The sequence below is a fragment of the Chitinophaga sp. S165 genome (assembly GCF_003182155.1).
Classification (GTDB): Bacteria; Bacteroidota; Bacteroidia; order Chitinophagales; family Chitinophagaceae; genus Chitinophaga.
In genome coordinates, this window is the sequence record NZ_QGTG01000002.1 from 853,493 (window position 1) to 872,135 (window position 18,643).

The following is an 18,643-nucleotide window of genomic DNA, read 5'->3' on the forward strand; positions in this document are numbered from 1 at the left end:
ATGAAGATCACAGAAGTTTCCATAAAGCGGCCTACTATCGTAGTGGTAGTATTTACCATCCTGACGCTGCTGGGGGTAATGAGTTACAAGTCGCTCAACTATGAGCTGCTGCCGAAGTTCACTTCGCCGGTAGTGACCATTGCCACCGTATATCCGGGTGCTTCCCCTAAAGAAGTGGAAAGCACTATCACTAAAAAGATCGAAGATGCGATCGCATCTATGGAGAAGATTAAGAAGATCATTTCCAAATCTTCCGAGAGCTTGTCTACCGTTACTGTGGAATTGAATAACGACGCGAACGTAGACATTGCCCTGCAGGATGCGCAGCGTAAAGTGAACGCGATCCTGTCTGACTTACCGAGTGATGCGAAAGCGCCGTCTTTGAATAAGTTCTCTCTGGATGACCTGCCGATCATGACGTTATCTGCTACTGCCAAAATGGACAGCAAGCAGTTCTATGACCTGATCGACAAAAAGCTTCAGCCGCTCTTATCACGTTTGCCCGGTGTGGCACAGATCTCCCTGATCGGTGGACAGGAGCGTGAAATACAGGTGAATATTGATCCGAAGAAACTGGAGGCGTATAAATTATCCATCCTGCAGGTAAGGCAAACCATTACCAATGCTAACCTCGATTTCCCTACCGGTAAGGTAAAGACCCAGGACCAGCAGATCCTGATCCGTCTGGCCGGTAAATATAAAGATGTGGACCAGCTGCGTAACCTGGTGCTTAACACAACGGCAGATGGTTCCCAGATACGTCTGAAAGATGTGGCCGATGTACAGGATTCGCAGAAAGATGTAGACCGTATGGCACGTGTGGATGGAGTAAGTTCCATAGCATTGCAGGTGCAGAAACAGAATGACGCCAACGCCGTGACTGTGAGTGAGGAGATGAAAAAAGCCATCGCTTCCATAGAGAAAGATTATGCTGCCAGCAATCTGAAAATATTTATAGCGAACGACTCTTCAGACTTTACGCTGGAATCGGCCGACTCGGTTATACATGACCTGATCATTGCTATCGTACTGGTGGCAGGGGTAATGCTGTTGTTCCTGCACAGTATCCGTAGTGCCATCTTCGTAATGATCTCTATCCCGGCTTCACTGATCGCTACTTTCATCGGTATGAAGCTAATGGGCTTCTCACTGAACCTGATGTCCTTACTGGGGCTGTCACTGGTGGTAGGTATCCTGGTGGATGATGCGATTGTGGTGCTGGAAAACATCTACCGGCACATGGAAATGGGTAAGAACAGGGTACGTGCTGCATTTGATGGTGTAAAAGAAATAGGCTTCACCGTTACCTCTATTACCCTGGTAATTGTGGTGGTGTTCCTGCCTATCTCGCTGACGAATGAACTGGTATCGAAGATCCTGCGTGAATTCTGTGTGGTGGTGATGATCTCGACGATGCTCAGTTTGTTGTCTTCCTTCATGATCGTACCGCTACTCTCCTCCCGCTTTGGTAAGCTGGAGCATATTACAGGAAAGAACTTCTTTGAGAAATTCATCCTTTGGTTCGAAAGGCAGCTGCAGAAATTTACCGACTGGATGACCGGCATCCTGAAATGGGCGCTGAACCATAAAGCGATTACGCTGGTAGTGGCTGTAGGATTATTGTTCCTGTCCTTCATGCTGATCGGTAAAGGATATATAGGAGGTGAGTTCATTCCTAAAGGCGACCGCGGACAATTCATCGTTGTGCTGGAAATGCCGAAGGACGCATCTGTTGAACAGACTAACCAGGCTACCCGTAAGGCGGAACAATACCTGTCAAAGAAAAAGGAGATCACCCGTTTGATCACTACAGTGGGGCAAACCAGTGAAGACGGATTAGGTACTTCACAATCGACCGCTTATAAATCTGAGATCACGGTGATGCTTGTAGATGCAGAAGAACGTAAAGACGGTTCTGACATCTATGCCGCCAAGACTAAAGTAGAACTGAGAAAACTGCTGCCCGGTGTGAAACTGAAAACGATGGACGTAAGCATCCTGGGTACTGCTGAAGCATCTCCTGTGGAACTGGTTGTGATGGGTACTGATATGGATAGTGTGATGGTCTTTGCAAAACATGCGATGGGCGTACTTTCTAAGATAGATGGTACGAGTGATGTGAAATTGTCAGTAGAAGAAGGTAATCCGGAAATCAACGTACAGGTGGACAGGGATAAAATGTCTGCCCTGGGCCTGACACTGGAAGGTGTGGGTGGTACCATGCAGACCGCTTTCAGTGGTACTGCGGATGATTCCAAGATAAAGTTCAGGCAGGGTGATTATGAATATGATATCAATATCCGCTTTGATGACTTTAATCGTAAGAACCTGGAAGATGTTTCAAACATCGAGTTTGTAAATAACCAGGGACAGCTGATCAGGTTATCACAGTTTGCGAAGGTGACAGAAGGTTCAGGGCCAAGCAGGCTGGAAAGAAGGGACAAAAATACGTCTGTGTCAGTGAAGTCGTTGGTAGTAGGCCGTCCGAGCGGTTCCGTACAACAGGAGTTTGCTACGGCGCTGGAAAAGGAACGTAAGCCTGTTGGTATCAGTTACCTGTGGGCGGGAGATGCAGAGAATCAGGGAGATTCCTTCGGTACACTGGGCGCGGCCCTGCTGATCTCTATCGTGATGGTATACCTGATCATGGTGGCGTTGTACGATAACTATATTTATCCATTCGTGGTATTGTTCTCTATTCCGCTGGCTATCATCGGGGCATTGCTGGCACTGGCGCTGACCAATAATACACTGAACATCTTCACCATACTCGGTATGATCATGTTGATAGGATTGGTGGCGAAGAATGCGATCATCTTGGTGGACTTTACCAATCAGATGAAAGAGCAGGGACAAAGTACCAACGAGGCATTGATCCATGCGAACAACGCACGTTTACGTCCTATCCTGATGACGACCATTGCGATGGTAATAGGTATGTTACCGATCGCACTGGCAACAGGCGGTGTGGCTGCGACTAAGAACGGTCTGGCGTGGGTAATTATCGGAGGGTTGATCAGCTCTATGTTCCTGACATTGATCGTAGTGCCGGTTGTGTACAGACTTGTGGACAGTGCGATGAACCGTTTTGGCTGGAATAAGCCGTCGGCTAAGAGATTGATCCGCCAAAGACTGGTAGCTCCTTATGCAGCTGAAATTGAAGAAGCATCATTGAATTGATCATAAAGAGTTTAGTTACTAATAGTGTAACAGTTGTAGGTTTAGGCAACAGGCCGGAGTAGTCTTACTCCGGCCCTTTTGTTTAAAAAAAAAGCCGTCACTTGGGACGGCGGTATTGGGGGACAAATGATGGCGATAAGTCAGATCGTTGCGTTCTTTCTGATCTGGTTAAAGTCGTACGAAGCTTTGATCTCACCGTTTTCAAAAACTGTGACCAGCTGGTCTTTCAGTTCCGGTGCTTCATTTTCGGGAAGGGATTTATAGGTACCATTGTCAAGTACAAGTTTCTGTTTACCACATTTTGATTTTTTGAAGGATGTTCTGAAATTGCCATTGGCATCCAGTTCAAGCGGGTTCTTTTGTACATTGATGGCTTTACCATTCACCTGTGCAAAGGAACATTTCAGTGCGTATTCCTGTGTGTCCCTGTTCACTCTCTGGAGCAGCGCACCACCCATTCCCAGTACGAGATTTTCAGCACTTATACCTGCCTGTTTCAAGGCCTCAAATATGGGAGGAATAGAAGAGTAACTGATACCATCACCCTGTATAACTCTCACCTGTGGCGGCAACACTTTATAGCCTTTTTCATTCACGGTATAACCAAAGGTTTCCATCAGGATCTCAAATACTTTCAGGAGGGTCTGGATAGCATCGCCGCTGTCAGGACGGATCACGAGTGTACCTTGTCTGCTGAGGATCTGTTCTTTCAGTTCAGTACCCCAGTATTCTTTACATGCTCTGAAAATATTGTAAGAGTCAGAAACACAAGCAATGGTACCGGTAGGGAATGCATTGAGGATGTGACGGAAAATGTCGATCTCTCCTTCTTCCCCTAGCATGGTCATGATAGAGTGTTCCGTAGCCGGAATGGATAATCCGGGAGCAGCAGGGGCCTTGTAATAACGTTTGGCGAAAGTAGAACCGATCAGGGTGTCGCTACCGGAGAAATTGAGCAGGTGAGCACTGCCACCGATACCGGCACTTTCTACAGAGCTTGCGCCACGGAAACCGAAGTCGTTCAATACAAAGTCTATCCCTGCAAAAGCCGCTTCACTGGCAGTTTCTGTATAATATTTCTTTACTGTTTTTTTGATCTCTCTTGATAGCGTGGCTACGGTACAAGGATACCATATCTGCATGAGTAGGGTTTCCAGGAAATTGGTCAGCCAGTAACATTCGGGGTCAGTGTTCTCGATGGTCATTAACACATTGCGTACACTGGTCACGGTACCTTCAGGTACTGCCTTGATACGTACAGGCAGGCGGCCTCCGTGTTTCTCAATGATATATTCAAAACGGCTACGGTCAAATACATCGTTGCGGCCAAACACTTCCAGTAAGGTAGCTTCCGCCTCGTCAATATTTTCTTTGGTGATAACAGCGCCCTGCAGGTATTCCATCAGGAAATACTGCAGACCGTAGAAAACTGTTTCTTCGAATTTGCCCCCACGGCTTTCAAAGTAAGAGTAGATATATTCTGTGCCAGGGATATACAGTTTGTGGTGGGAATATTTATAGGCATCTGCTAATAAAATGAGGTTTTCCTTTGTCATGATTCTTCCGTTTAGGCGTTAGTAGAATATTTTTCAGCTAATTTTTTGAGGAGGGGGATGTGCGTGCTAACTATTTCACCCTGTGCTATCAGTTCAGGGATAGCGTTTACATTGATCCAACGCATAGCGGTCAGGTCATCGTCGGCAACAGGCTCTCCGTACAGGAGGTCGGTACTGAAAAGCGTGGTAATGATCTTATCTACTTCAGAGCGGTAGCGCCAGTCATCCATCTGCAAAGACAATTCATATTGCATAGGGCTGGTTTCTATCTGTCCGCATTCTTCACGTAGTTCTCTTGCAGCAGCAGTGTCGAAGCTTGTATCAGTAGGATCAGCAAAGCCTCCAGGCAATCTCCAGGCATTTTCTGCCGGTTTGCGACCCAGGAGTAGTTCCCGGCGGTCATTGCGGAATAAGGCAATGTCTACGGTCGGATATACTTTTGGATAGAGGTTGTAGATGCTATAGATAACGCCATCGCGAAACTCTTCTGTATCGAATACTTTATCGGCAATGGCTTCCCTTTGTGCAGTAGCGTTAAAATCCTGTACCGGAGGTAACGCTGTTGTAGGGAAACGGCCGGAATAAGAAGTAATGAAACTATCGCGGCTACCATACAGTATGAATGATTCATTGAAGTTGTTGCTTAGCAGTTCATCCAGTTTACGGGACCATACTTTATCAGAAGCCTGATCGCTGAGAGGAAGTACAATTACATCAGGGAAGAGCTGCTTCAGCATCCGCTCCCGGGTGTAGTAATCCAGTGGGTTCTTACGGCTACCTTTTATCGGGCTAACGCCTAATACGATGATCAGCCGGTTATGTTTGGATTTTACTTCTCTGATCAACTGGAGGTGTCCCTCATGAAGGGATGGTGTTTGAAACCTTGCTATAATTACTCCTGTGGGCTTTTGCGTTGTCATAGATAGTATGCTTTTGCGTCATTCTTACACAAATGTATACAAGTTTAAACATATAAGCAAAATATTTTCCGTAATAATTACACAAATAGTGGTAAAAAGGTTGTGAAGGTTTTCAAACGTATTGTTAACCAATGTGGTTGATGTTGTGTTGCTAACCATGGTTTGATGCGATATTAATAACCCGGGGACATCGCATTGGCACCCAGGGTTAACACCCCGGCTACAAACAGGGGACTCCTAACGGAGTCCTATTGTGTTTTGTTGTTTTTATGATTGCACATGTCCAGAACCGGACAATACCTGTGCTGTAAGCGCACATAAAAAGCAATTGATATGATGCTATCTGATTGAAAATGAGATATTTTTTCTTTTGACCTGCTTTTTGTGACATATGGCAGCAATACCCTTGCTATGCTAAACAGCTATTTTAAACTATCATTCCGGGCACTCGGGAAGAACAGATCTTTCTCGCTGATCAACATCCTGGGATTGGCGGTAGGAATTGCAGCCAGCTTGCTCATTTTTCTGGTGATCCATTATGAGACCAGTTATGATAACTATCAGAGCAGGTATGACAGGATATTCAGAATAGTGACTACTGACCACAGTCCTGCAGATGGAGGAATAACAGGAACACATAGCATGACGCCCAGACCTTTAGCGGATGGTCTCCGGCGTTATTTCCCGTCCATGGAAAAGGTTGCTGCTGTACAGGCAACAGGGTCAGCACAATTCTATATACCTGTTGCAGGACAGGCTGAGGAAAAAAAGTTTAAGGTGGAGGAGGGGGTCTATTTTACGGAGCCTTCGCTATATGATATTTTCGACTTCAAATGGGTGGTTGGGACACCTGCTGGGTTGAGTGAGCCCAATACGACAGTATTGAATGAAAGTCTTGCTACGACCTTTTTTGGCAAGCCTGAAAATGCAATCGGTAAAACAGTGTTATTATGGTCTTACCGTGTACCCTTAAGGGTTACAGGTGTGTTTAAAGACCTGCCGGATAATACTGATGTTCCCATCCGTTTAGGGGCGTCTTATAAGACCTACCGGAATCTGATCGGGGAAGAACAGTGGGACAACTGGCGTGGGCTGGGCGGCGGTACTCAGTGTTTTGTATTATTGGCAAAGAACCAGGAGGTAAGGAAATTACAGGCACAGATGCCGGCTTTTGTAAAGAATAATTTCAGGGAAGAGCAGGAACATGCTAACACAAGAGTGTCCCTGGGTTTGCAACCATTAGGGGAATTGCATCTCGACAAACGTTTTGGTACCCTTAAAGGAGATAGTCTTACACAGCGAGAACTGTGGACACTAGCGCTTATTGGTGTGTTTCTGTTGCTGGTAGCATGTATAAATTTTATCAATCTGGCAACAGCCCAATCCGTCAACAGGGCTAAAGAAATCGGTGTGCGTAAAGTATTGGGCAGCGGTCGCAGTCAGCTGGTTAAACTATTTATGAATGAAACCGCATTGATCACGTTATGTGCCCTGGTATTGGGAACCCTGATTGCCTGGATAGCTGTCCCCTACCTGAGTGAGCTGATGGAAAAACCGCTGTCTCTCAGCCTATATCAATCTCCTGCTATACTGCTCTTTTTATTATCGACAGGGATCATTGTAACGTTGCTGGCAGGGTCTTATCCTGCAATTGTACTATCGGGGTTCAATCCTTTAATGGCCATAAAAAGCAGGATCAGTAACAGGTCTGCAGGCGGAATTTCCTTGCGCAGGGGCTTGGTGATATTCCAGTTTGTAATTGCGCAGCTGTTAGTAATAGGAACGCTGGTAGCAATAAAGCAGATGTCATTTTTCAGGAATAAATCGCTGGGTTTTGAGAAGGATGCGATCGTGTTGGTAGACCTGCCCAGTGACAGTGCTCTTAAAGTTAAATATCCATATCTGAAAGCAGAGCTATCCAAATTGCCGGGAGTAGAAGCCAGCAGCTTGTGCTGGACAGCACCAGCTTCAAACGCGCAGCAGTATTCGAACCTTTATTTTGGTAATGATGGAGAGAAACAATCCTTCTCCGTTAAACGGCTCTATGGTGATTCCGGTTATTTTAAAACATTCCGCCTTGAACTGGCTGCAGGCAGACAACCTTTTCCCAGTGATACCGTCCGGGAGATATTGGTAAATGAAGCACTTGTGAAAAAGCTTGGGTTAAGGTCAAAAGAAGATATATTGGGTAAGCTGGTGGGATTTGAACCAGGGAAAAGATATCCTGTTGTTGGTGTAGTGAAGGACTTTAATGATAATTCCCTGCGGGACGCTATAAGTCCGCTGGTTATTACTTCTGACTATAACGGTTATGGAACACTGGCGCTAAAGCTCCATCCGGATAAAGTAAGTGCCACCCTGAAGGACCTGGAGCGGGTGTTTACAGGCATCTATCCTACATACATATACGATGCATGGTTCCTTGACGATACGATAGGCCGTTTTTATAAAGCGGAAGCGGTGACGGCACAGTTGTTTAAAGTCTTTGCCTTCCTGGCTATTTTTATTTCCTGCCTGGGGTTATATGGGCTGGTGTCGTTCATGGCGGTACAAAAGACAAAGGAAGTTGGTATCCGAAAGGTATTAGGGGCTTCGATACAAAATATCCTTTATCTTTTCTCGAGGGAATTCACTGTGTTGATCGGGATCGCCTTCCTGATATCGATGCCGGTAGCATACTATTTTATGCAGCGATGGCTGGAAGGATTCTATTATCATACAAACATGGGTTGGGAAATCTTTCTACTGGCGATCGTTTTATCCTTAGTAATTGCCTGGGTGACTGTTGGGTACAAGGCGGTAAAGGCAGCAATGGCCAATCCCGTTAAAAGTCTGAAATCAGAATAAATGTAAACAGATAGATAGCAAGGTCCCTGTCAATGGCAGGGATCTTTTTTATAGCCTCTACAGGCTGCATATAACCTCACGATGTTAATGTAACTCAGATCTCGAAAGTAATACCCTCCTCTTTCAGCTTGAAATAGCGTTCCTCATTAAAGCTGTAAAGTTTAGCTGGCCTGCCGGCAGAAGGGTGTTTTTGTTTTTCATTGTGTCCCGCCAGAATGCCCAGGTGGTTGATCTTCTTCTGAAAGTTACGGCGGTCAATAGGCCGGTCGAGTACTGTTTCATAGAGCTTCTCCAGGTCTGAGATCGGGAATTTCTGATCGAGCAGTTCAAATCCTATAGGCTCATACCTGATCTTAGCGCGTAAACGCTTAACGGCAGCTTCGACGATGGAGGAATGATCAAACGCCAGGTCGGGTAGTTTTTTGATGTCGAACCAGTTGGCGTCTTCAGCGTCAGAGCTGGCAGCCAGCTTGAAGTTGGTCGGGTTAACCAGTCCGAAGTAGGCTACAGATACTATCCTGCCACGTGGGTCGCGTTCAGGCTGGCCGAATGTATAAAGTTGTTCGAGGTAGTTGATGTGTACTCCTGCTTCTGTTTGTAACTCGCGGGTCACTGCTTCTTCCAGTGTTTCGCCGTCTATTACAAAACCTCCGGGCAATGCCCAGCGATGCATGAAGGGAGGAATGGTTCGTTTGATAAGTAATACCGAAATGCTTTCTTTAGCGGTATAGCCAAAGACTACCGCATCTACACAAAGTCTTATGTTTTGCTTAGGTTCCAAATCCAGTTCTAAAGATTAGGGCCGGTAATGGTTATCCCGGCATATACTCACTATTTAATATATTGTTCCACCTGTGTAGTGTCTTTTTTCAGATTAATGAACAGGGGATTTTTCATCGGATCAAATGCAATGATCAGGTTAGCCTCTGCCGTAGTTGATGGTACCGGCAGTTCAATGACCACTTCCTGTCTGTTGTTACGGCGGAACACGATGCTGTCCTTTGTAGCCACGTGGCGTACAAAGCCATGGCGCTCAAGGTAACCGGTCAGTTCCTGCTTCCGTTGTAGTATGGAGTCTACTTTCGGATCTCCGCTTACGGGTTTGACATTGCGTACTACATAACTCTTTTCTGTAATGACATCATAATTGGAGGTATCCGTTTCCCTGGTACGTGTCTGATTACACGCAACACAAAAAGCGAAGGCACTCAATATGAACAAAACAGGCTTCATACAACGATATTAAGGGCTGCAAGATATTATAAAACGGTCAGAATTGGACATCAAATACTTTTTCGCTGTCTTCCCTCCTGACTTTCACGGTTGTTTTGTCCCCTTTTTTGAAGGTGGACAGGGCCTGCATATAATCTTCCAGATTCACAATGGTGTGGGTACCCAGCTCAACGATCACGTCGTTAGTCAGGATACCGGCCTTGCTGGCGGGTTTATTATCAGACACGCCGTCAACCCTTACACCTGCTTTTTGGTAGGTATAATCAGGCATAATGCCCAGTGTTACAGTAAACCGGGCGCTGGTAGTGGTGGCCTGTTTGTCGCGTGTGCGGGTGAAGGCCAGTTTATCCATGCTGTTGGTCTTTTCTACCAGTGTATATACCAGTTTGATCACGCTTAGCTCTCCTGCATAGTTGATCTTGGCCGCTTCGTCGGATGGCTTGTGATAGTCGCTGTGCGTACCGGTGAAGAAGAACAGCACGGGAACATTTTTCAGGTAGAAAGAAGTATGATCGGACGGACCAGTGCCGGATGAGTCGTATGTAGTACGAATATCGGCCGGGATGGTTTGCTGCAAGAGTGTTGGCCATACCGGGGAAGTACCGATCCCTCCTACCTGTAGTCCCTTGGCGGGGTCCAGTCTTCCTATCATGTCCATATTGATCATATAATTGAAAGTAGTGGGGGCTACAGAACTGTGTTCTGTAAAGTATTTAGAGCCGAACAGTCCGAGTTCTTCTCCTGAGAAGGCTACGAACAGATAGTTGTATTTCTGGAGGCGGGAGGCTTTCAGCAGTTTGGCCAGTTCCAGCAATGCCGCAGTTCCGCTGGCATTATCGTCGGCACCATGATGGATGGTCTTGTCGTTAGGCGCCAGGGAATTATGGTCTTCACCATGTCCCAGGTGATCGAAATGTGCACCTATTACAATTGTATTGGCAGCTTTGTTATCTATATAACCTACTACGTTGGTACCTGTACGTCTGCCGGAGGCGAAGTTCACCTGCATATTGATCCGAAGGTCTTCTGCATCAGAGAGTAGTTTGCTGGTTTCCCCGTTTACCCAGATTACGGGTATGGACAGTGGTTCGACAGGAATAGCTAACCATTTCTGGACTTCCCGTGGAGTCTCTTCACCATTGTAGAAGATAACACCGGTAGCGCCGGCTTTGGCGGCTTCCCGGGCGTTCTGCCGGTATATTTCCAGGGGATCGGCATGAGGCTGCATTTCAAAGTCCTTCACATTAAACAGCCAGATGTTCTCAGGTTCATTCACTTCGCGCAGCACGTCGCCTTTGGCGCTTTTCTGGGCGCTGAAAGGCAGGGGAATGAATTGTTCTCCCGGAGTAAGGGTAATCTTATTAACGGTGAGGTTAGAGGTGTTCGCAATCAGTTTGCCTTCGCTTACTGGAAATGTCTGGAGGTAACCGCTATCTCCCTTTGGAGTGAGGCCTGCCAGTTTCATCTGGGCAGAAATGTATTCCGCCGCCAGTTGCTCGCCGGGAGTGCCGGTACGGCGGCCTTCGAGTTTATCGCTGGCCAGGAAGGTAATATGGGCCTGAAGATTACCCAGCGTCTTACGATCGGCTTTCTTTTGGGCGTTCAGCTGATGAGTAAAGGGTAATAACAGCGCCAACAGGCATGCGGTATGCTTCACAGTTATTGAATTTTTAAAGAGTCTACTGAAAGAGCCGGCAGACCAGGTCTTTGTTGCAAAGATACGTTTCTAAGTAGCTGGTTAGCAACGAATGTACCGATTGCTAATAACAGTTTAAGGTTCTAACTTGTTCATATACCGTTGCAGGCAGGGATGGTTCTCTGGCGATGCTCATATACCCGGAGGCAATTATTGCACCAAAATCACTATTTACCTGCCTAATTTGGAAAATCAGCCTATTTTTGCGGGGCTTAAACAAAACTTAAACCTAAAAACATACCCAAAACAGAACCGATCATTAAATTTATGAAGAACACACCATTTACACACAAACACATAGCGCTGGGCGCTAAGATGGCTGCTTTTGCCGGGTATAACATGCCGATTTCCTATACAGGCATCAATGATGAACACCTGGCTGTCAGGAATAATGCAGGGGTGTTTGATGTAAGCCACATGGGTGAATTCATACTGAAGGGAGAAAACGCACTGGACCTGATACAGCGTGTTACCAGCAACGACGCCTCCAAACTAACAGCAGGAAAGGCGCAATATAGCTGCCTGCCTAATGACGAAGGTGGTATCGTGGACGACCTGCTGGTATATTGTATCGAAGAAAATAAAGTTTATATGCTGGTGGTGAATGCCAGCAATATAGAGAAGGACTGGAACTGGATCAGCAAGCACAATACCAAGAACGTGGAAATGCACGATATTTCCGAGAAGACCTGCCTGCTGGCTATCCAGGGACCAAATGCGGCCAGTATACTGCAACCGCTGACCGGCATTGAACTGGTAAACCTGAAATATTACACCTTTGCAAAGGGTGAATTTGCGGGCGTACCGAACGTATTGGTAAGCGCTACCGGTTATACCGGAGCAGGTGGCATTGAGATCTATTTTGAAGATAAAGATGGTGCTGCCGATAAGATCTGGGACGCTATTTTCGAAGTAGGCGGTCCTAAAGGCCTGAAGCCGATCGGCCTGGGTGCAAGGGATACCCTCCGTCTGGAAATGGGCTTCTGTCTGTACGGCAACGATATTGACGATACAACCTCCCCTCTGGAAGGCGGTTTGGGCTGGATCACAAAATTTACTAAAGAATTCACTTCCCGTAGTAAATTTGAGCAGCAGAAAGCGGCAGGCATTACCAAAAAACTGGTAGGCTTTGAAATGATAGACAAGGGTATTCCCCGTCATGACTATGAGATCAAGGATGCTGCCGGCAACGTAATAGGCAAGGTAACCTCTGGTACACAGTCACCTTCCCTGCAGAAAGCGATTGGTCTGGGATACGTAAACACGGCATTTGCGGCCCAGGATTCTGAAATATTTATCGGCGTAAGGGACAAATTATTGAAAGCCAGAGTTGTGAAGGTGCCATTCTTAAGTTAAGTTAGCTTATAATTGCAAAAACCATATCTATTCTATGCCCACAATTCATATCACCACCGTCATTCATGCTCCGCTGGAGCGGGTCTTTGACCTGAGCCGGAGCATTACACTGCACAAGCGCAGTATGTCGCATATGCAGGAAGAAGCGATCAAAGGACGTACCAACGGACTGATAGAGCTGGATGAAACGGTAACCTGGCAGGCCAAACACCTGGGTAAGTTAAGGCAGCTGACCACCCGTATCACAGAAATGCGTAAAACAGAGTATTTCTGCGATGAAATGGTGGCAGGGGATTTCACCTATATGAAACATGAGCATCATTTTAAAGAAATAGGTAACGGTACAGTTGCAATTGATATAATGGAGTTCGGAACGCCATATGGCTGGCTGGGAAGATTATTTGAAAGGTTTTACCTTAATAAATACATGACCCAACTGCTGACGTTACGGAATCAAGTGATTAAAGATTACGCGGAGACCGAGAAGTGGAGAGTGATACTGGATTAAAATAAATGATCAGGAATTAAGCGTCAGCAATTGATGGATACATTGACATTCAATTCCTGGTACTTAATTCCTGATTTTTAAATATGGCAATGGAACAGCAGAAACCGACCTTAGAAGTATGTTTATCACCGGCATTGTTACACTTGTATGATGTAAAGAACAGTATTGTGGTGATCATTGATGTGTTGAGGGCAACGTCCACTATTTGTACAGCATTATATAACGGAGCCGCCAAAGTGATACCCGTTGCTTCCGTACCGGAGTGTATCAGTATAGGGGAAGCGCTGGGACACGACGCTATCACGGCTGGTGAAAGAGATGGGCAGATTGCGGAAGGTTTGCTGCATGGGAACTCCCCTTTTGAATACTCCCGGGAATTTATACAGGATAAAACACTGGTGCTGACCACCACAAACGGGACCAAGCTGTTGCATATGGCTAAAGATGCCATTGAGATCATTACGGGCTCATTTCCAAACCTTTCTGCAGTATGTGATTACCTCCTGGCACAGGGCAAACCAGTGATACTGGGTTGCGCGGCCTGGAAAGACCGGGTAAATATGGAAGACACCCTGTTTGCAGGTGCTGTCGTAAGCCGGTTGAAAGAACACTTTACTATTGACGATGATTCTGCCGTTGCAGCAGAAGCATTGTACCAGATCTCAAAAGACAATATTCACGAAGTCATGAAACAGGCCTCTCATTACAGGCGCTTAGCCAAATTTGGTCTGGAGAAAGATATCAGGTACTGCCTCACACCCGATGGGGCCAACGTACTGCCCATTTTCAGGAACGGAGAGCTTGTTGCTGCGGAATAAGCGCAAGATAATTCCTTTTTATAAAGTGTTTGTTTCTGGAAGTGATACAATGTATCGCGAAGACTACTCATGCTGTAGCTTTTTAGGATTTTTCTGCGTACTTTTGTGAATTGCCTTTTCATCAGCTGCTAAATATTTTAGCTTTTAACCCGGCTGATTATAAAGCGGGCAATTTGAAACTATGTCGCTACCCCAGCTACTGAAATATGTATATAACAACGGAACCGATGAGGTGATCCGGAGGGGGAAGCGCATCTTTGCAACCGGAGGAGTGGAGTTGTTAGAAGCTGATCCTATTCTCAAGTCGGCCACTTTCAGGGTAAAGAGCGATACCCACGCAAATTATTACCGCGTTTCCATTAACAAATACCATGAGACAGGCAACATGTCCGTCCGTTGTCAGTGTCCCTATAACCTGGGAGACATCTGCCGGCACGAAGCTGCTGCCATGTTCCAGTTGCAGGAAATGCTGGACAAAAACCACTTCGAAAGCTATGATACCCAGTATAATCAGCAGCATACGCTGGTGAAAATGAAGTTCATAGACCTCAAGTCGCTTAAACTGCTCACTTCCACTGAGATATTCACGGAAGCAGAGAAAATGGCAAAATCTGCAAAAGCCTTTAAAGTCACTTCAGCGAAAGATGAGAAGGTGGAGGCTACCCTTAAATATGAAGGGCAGGAATATCCCCTGATCATCCAACGGAATGAAGAACGTTTCTTTGATACACACTGTACCTGTGATGAAACAGAACATGCTGTGTGTAAACACAAGACCGCCCTGTTCATTCATTTACTGAATACCCAGGGGCCATATTACTTTGACACACTGCGTAACTGGGATAAGGAAAAGAACAAACTCCTGTCCTTATACGGTTACTCACTTGATGATAACCTGGAAGGAAAGTTCACCTTTTCCTATATGGAAGGAAAGCCTTTCCTGCGGGTACTTGATCCGAGCATCAAACGAGTTGACGGGGCCCTGGCCAGCAGGCAGCCAGCTCCTCCCCCTCCGGCACCGGAGGTAGCCGCCGCGATCACTCAGCGCATAGGCGTAGTATTTAATGCGAACGAACCTTTGTATCCTTTCTTCCGTATAGACCTCGTAAGTGGTGAAGTGAATGAAGAGCAAACAGGTTTTGTATCGCTGGTCAATAAACTGGACCTCTCCAAATACGTAGACTTCTACCTTTATAAAGAAGCCGACCGTGACCTGATCACGCCTGTACGTAAGGTACAGGGTATGGAAGTCAGCAAATTCCTGAGTAAGAACTCTCCTTTTGCAGGCATCTGGGAAAATATCACCCATGATGATAATGAATCGGCCCTGCCAACGGAAACAAAGGAACTAATGCTGGAATACCTGCATCCTAAACTGGCCAAACTGTTTCCGCAGATAGCGGCACATGGCCTGTTGTTCCTGTTACCGAACCGGCAGCCGTTCAAAACAAAAAATCTTCACCCTGTTCACCTGGCTGGCGACAGACTGCAACCTGTTTTTAAAACACATGCTTCTGCTGATGTCATTGAAGTGACCTGTCATGTCCTTATAGAGGGTGAGATGGTGAACGTCTCTGATAACGAGTGGGATAGCTCTATACTTTTCCTGAAGAACAATGTTCTCTACCTGTTTGAAAATGCACAGGATGCACTGCACGTTGAATTGTTCCGTGAAAGTGGCCGTATCCGTATCCCAGCAGACCAGTGGGGGACGTACTTGCAGGATTACCTGCTGCCATTAAGCAAGCAATACCAGATCCAGTTTGATAATTCGTTACTGGCCGAAGTGGATGATATCCTGCCTGAATGCAGGGTGTTCCTTCGTGAAGTAGGTGAAACATTTATCATTCAGCCGGGATTTGCATATCACGGACAGGAAGTCGATTGGAATGATGATGGCAAGATAACGGTGCAAGAGGGGAACAAGGTCCTGATCATCCACCGGAATAAAGAAGCAGAAGAACAGTTCGTTGAGAAGCTGAGTACCCTGCATTCCAATTTCTCCCAGCCTAACTCAAATAATTATTTCTTTCTGAAGGCAAAAGAGGCGCTGAAGAACAACTGGTTCTTCCTCTTCTTTGATACGCTGAAGGAAATGAATGTACGGGTGTTCGGGTTTGAGAACCTGAAGAACTTTAAGTTCAGCGCCCATAAGCCTGTGACCAATCTTCAGATCAGTTCCGGCATTGACTGGTTCGATGCACAGATCGAAGTAACGTATGGTGATCAGAAGGTAAGCATACGTGATATTAAACAGGCGCTGGCAGGTAAGCAGAACTATGTACAGCTGGCGGATGGATCTCTCGGATTACTGCCGGAAGAATGGTTAAAGAAATACTCCCTGCTGTTCAAGATCGGCGAGGAAAAAGATAAAGGTGCACTGAAACTGAGTAAATACAATTTCAGTGTGATCGATGAACTGTATGAGTTCATTGATGACGACGCGGTATTAATGGAGCTCGAACAGAAGCGGCGTAAGTTGTTGCAGTTTGACGAGATCCGTAATATATCCCTGCCTCACAACCTGCACGCGACCCTGCGTCCATACCAGGAAAGTGGCTTCCAATGGCTGAACTATCTGGATGAAGTGAAGTGGGGAGGTATCCTGGCAGATGATATGGGTCTTGGTAAGACCATTCAGGCGCTTACATTTATCCAGCATTATAAGAATAAACATGATGATAAGTGTCTGGCGCTGGTGGTATGTCCTACTACCCTGATCTACAACTGGGAAAATGAGATCAAGAAGTTCACGCCGAGTATGACCTATCATATTCATCACGGCCCCACCCGACTTAAAACGGTTGAGGAGTTGCTGAAGTTTGACATCCTGATCACTACCTACGGTACCCTGAGAAGTGATGTCCAGACATTGATGAAGATGGACCTGGATTATGTGGTGCTGGATGAATCCCAGGCTATCAAGAATCCACAGAGTAAAGTGACTAAAGCGGCACAGCTGCTGAATACAAAGAACAAACTTGCATTGAGCGGTACGCCGATGCAGAACAATACATTTGATATTTATGCCCAGATGAACTTCCTGAATCCGGGCATGCTGGGAAGTGTGGACTTCTTCCGGAATGAATTTGCCACACCGATAGACAAGTTCCAGGATGAAGAGCGCAAAGACCATCTGCGCAAGCTGATCTATCCGTTCATTCTGCGCCGTACGAAAGAGCAGGTAGCGAAAGAACTGCCAGAGAAGATAGAAACTGTGATCTTCTGTGAGATGGATGCGGAACAGCGGCATATATACGATGCATACAGGAATTCTTACCGTTCCAAGATATTGGGCGTAATTGAAGATCAGGGTATGGAACGCTCACAGCTGACCATCCTGCAAGGGTTGATGAAGCTCCGTCAGATCTGTGATTCGCCGGCTATCCTCAATGAGGCCGAACAATATCCGAACCATTCAGTGAAGCTGCATGAGTTGACCCGTGAAATGTCAGAGAACATCAGTAACCATAAAGTGCTGATCTTCTCCCAGTTCCTCGGCATGCTCGGCCTGATAAGGGAGAAACTGCAGCACATGAAGATACCGTTCGAGTATTTTGACGGTAGTACATCTGCTACGGAACGTGAACGCGCTATTCAGAACTTCCAGGCGAATGACGATTGCAGGGTATTCCTGATCTCACTTAAAGCGGGTGGTGTGGGTCTTAACCTGACAGCGGCCGACTATGTATATATAGTGGACCCATGGTGGAACCCGGCAGTAGAGCAACAGGCTATTGACCGTACTCACCGTATTGGTCAAACGAAGAACATCTTTGCTTACCGTATGATCTGTAAGGATACAGTGGAAGAAAAGATCCTGCAGTTACAGGAGCGAAAGAAATCGCTGGTGAAAGAGATCATTGCAGATGATTCCGGATTTGTGAAGAAGCTCACGAAGGAAGATGTGCTTTATCTGTTCAGTTAATCATGAAACTTATTATAACTAAGAAGGACGTACCAGTTTGCCGGTACGTCCTTCTTAGTTTGACAGGCTTACATGAGCTGCGAAAAGAACTTAACGATAAGAATAGGTAATCCGAATGCAACGCCCATTCCATAGGCCAGATCAAGCCAGAACATGGAACCTATTGCCCCTGCATAGATCAGTCCCGTGATCGGAACGGTGATGATCTTCAGCCACAAAGGGGTGTCTTCTCCGTGCCAGATAGTATTCCACATCACTTTCGCGTCTCCGGTGCTAGGAAAGGCATGCATGGCGATGGAAAGTCCTAAGTACAGCAAGAGATAGTCGAACAGCGAACCATCATTAAACATAAATACAGGTATCGCTGCCGGAAAGGCAAGAGCAAGTGCGAGTATGTTGTTAACAATGAAAGGACCTACGCTAATGAGCAGTTGGTGCGCAGGTTTTTTAGCCGGTTCATGTTCTACATAGCCCACCGGATCGGCCATCTGAAAGTATTTCACATCGAAGATGGCCACGCCACACAGGCGGCAAAAGAGCTGATGGGCAAACTCGTGCACCACTACGCCCGGAAAGGTTATCAGGGCCATATAAACGCCAG

At 46.3% G+C, this 18,643-nt stretch carries 12 protein-coding genes; 6 read left to right on the forward strand and 6 right to left on the reverse strand.

Going from position 1 to position 18,643, the window contains the following annotated elements:
* Positions 1-3,180: an efflux RND transporter permease subunit gene (locus C7475_RS11770; protein ID WP_110053545.1), complete on the forward strand. Its 3,180-nt coding sequence runs from the start codon at positions 1-3 to the stop codon at positions 3,178-3,180.
* Between the two features lie 140 nt (positions 3,181-3,320).
* On the opposite strand, the gene C7475_RS11775 is transcribed toward C7475_RS11770, so the two are convergent.
* Together C7475_RS11775 and C7475_RS11780 are read right to left on the reverse strand one after the other, a co-directional pair.
* A complete protein-coding gene (locus C7475_RS11775) occupies positions 3,321-4,736 on the reverse strand; it encodes a nicotinate phosphoribosyltransferase (protein WP_110053546.1) in 1,416 nt (471 codons plus the stop codon).
* An 11-nt stretch (positions 4,737-4,747) separates the two neighbouring features.
* Positions 4,748-5,656 (reverse strand): NUDIX domain-containing protein, encoded by a 909-nt coding sequence (locus C7475_RS11780; RefSeq protein WP_110053547.1) that lies wholly within the window; start codon positions 5,654-5,656, stop codon positions 4,748-4,750.
* A gap of 411 nt (positions 5,657-6,067) precedes the next feature.
* Between C7475_RS11780 and C7475_RS11785 the strand changes: the two genes are divergently transcribed.
* Positions 6,068-8,503 carry an ABC transporter permease gene (locus C7475_RS11785; protein WP_146217528.1) on the forward strand — a complete coding sequence of 812 codons (2,436 nt, stop codon included), beginning with the start codon at positions 6,068-6,070 and terminating at the stop codon, positions 8,501-8,503.
* 94 nt (positions 8,504-8,597) lie between these two features.
* Here C7475_RS11785 and C7475_RS11790 read toward each other — a convergent pair whose 3' ends face one another.
* Genes C7475_RS11790 through C7475_RS11800 form a run of 3 tightly spaced genes read right to left on the reverse strand, consistent with a single transcriptional unit; the run spans position 8,598 to position 11,393 of the window.
* Complete coding sequence (locus C7475_RS11790; RefSeq protein ID WP_110053549.1) at positions 8,598-9,284, reverse strand: NUDIX domain-containing protein; 687 nt, start codon at positions 9,282-9,284, stop codon at positions 8,598-8,600.
* A gap of 50 nt (positions 9,285-9,334) precedes the next feature.
* Positions 9,335-9,736: a hypothetical protein gene (locus C7475_RS11795; RefSeq protein ID WP_110053550.1), complete on the reverse strand. Its 402-nt coding sequence runs from the start codon at positions 9,734-9,736 to the stop codon at positions 9,335-9,337.
* Positions 9,737-9,773: 37 nt separating this feature from the next.
* Positions 9,774-11,393 carry a M28 family peptidase gene (locus C7475_RS11800; RefSeq protein WP_110053551.1) on the reverse strand — a complete coding sequence of 540 codons (1,620 nt, stop codon included), beginning with the start codon at positions 11,391-11,393 and terminating at the stop codon, positions 9,774-9,776.
* 306 nt (positions 11,394-11,699) lie between these two features.
* On the opposite strand from C7475_RS11800, the gene gcvT reads away from it, so the two are divergent.
* The 4 genes from gcvT (at position 11,700) to C7475_RS11820 (ending at position 18,042) form a co-directional block, all read left to right on the forward strand.
* Positions 11,700-12,788, forward strand: a complete 1,089-nt coding sequence (gene gcvT / locus C7475_RS11805) for a glycine cleavage system aminomethyltransferase GcvT (RefSeq protein ID WP_110053552.1) — start codon at positions 11,700-11,702, stop codon at positions 12,786-12,788.
* Between the two features lie 34 nt (positions 12,789-12,822).
* A complete protein-coding gene (locus C7475_RS11810) occupies positions 12,823-13,296 on the forward strand; it encodes an SRPBCC family protein (RefSeq protein WP_110053553.1) in 474 nt (157 codons plus the stop codon).
* An 89-nt stretch (positions 13,297-13,385) separates the two neighbouring features.
* On the forward strand, positions 13,386-14,114 hold the full coding sequence (locus C7475_RS11815; protein ID WP_110054047.1) for a 2-phosphosulfolactate phosphatase: 729 nt from the start codon (positions 13,386-13,388) through the stop codon (positions 14,112-14,114).
* 181 nt (positions 14,115-14,295) lie between these two features.
* Entirely contained in the window at positions 14,296-18,042 is a 3,747-nt protein-coding gene (locus C7475_RS11820; protein ID WP_110053554.1) for a DEAD/DEAH box helicase, read from the forward strand.
* A 68-nt stretch (positions 18,043-18,110) separates the two neighbouring features.
* On the opposite strand, the gene C7475_RS11825 is transcribed toward C7475_RS11820, so the two are convergent.
* Positions 18,111-18,632: a metalloprotease family protein gene (locus tag C7475_RS11825; RefSeq protein WP_233259827.1), complete on the reverse strand. Its 522-nt coding sequence runs from the start codon at positions 18,630-18,632 to the stop codon at positions 18,111-18,113.
* Positions 18,633-18,643 lie beyond the last annotated feature (11 nt).

Bases quoted from the DNA above. Each gene is read 5' to 3' on its own strand.
- C7475_RS11825 (WP_233259827.1), bottom strand. From the start codon at position 18,632: ATGGCCCTGATAACCTTTCCGGGCGTAGTGGTGCACGAGTTTGCCCAT.
- C7475_RS11795 (WP_110053550.1), bottom strand. From the start codon at position 9,736: ATGAAGCCTGTTTTGTTCATATTGAGTGCCTTCGCTTTTTGTGTTGCG.
- C7475_RS11810 (WP_110053553.1), top strand. From the start codon at position 12,823: ATGCCCACAATTCATATCACCACCGTCATTCATGCTCCGCTGGAGCGG.
- gcvT (WP_110053552.1), top strand. From the start codon at position 11,700: ATGAAGAACACACCATTTACACACAAACACATAGCGCTGGGCGCTAAG.
- C7475_RS11820 (WP_110053554.1), top strand. From the start codon at position 14,296: ATGTCGCTACCCCAGCTACTGAAATATGTATATAACAACGGAACCGAT.
- C7475_RS11775 (WP_110053546.1), bottom strand. From the start codon at position 4,736: ATGACAAAGGAAAACCTCATTTTATTAGCAGATGCCTATAAATATTCC.
- C7475_RS11785 (WP_146217528.1), top strand. From the start codon at position 6,068: ATGCTAAACAGCTATTTTAAACTATCATTCCGGGCACTCGGGAAGAAC.
- C7475_RS11770 (WP_110053545.1), top strand. From the start codon at position 1: ATGAAGATCACAGAAGTTTCCATAAAGCGGCCTACTATCGTAGTGGTA.
- C7475_RS11780 (WP_110053547.1), bottom strand. From the start codon at position 5,656: ATGACAACGCAAAAGCCCACAGGAGTAATTATAGCAAGGTTTCAAACA.
- C7475_RS11815 (WP_110054047.1), top strand. From the start codon at position 13,386: ATGGAACAGCAGAAACCGACCTTAGAAGTATGTTTATCACCGGCATTG.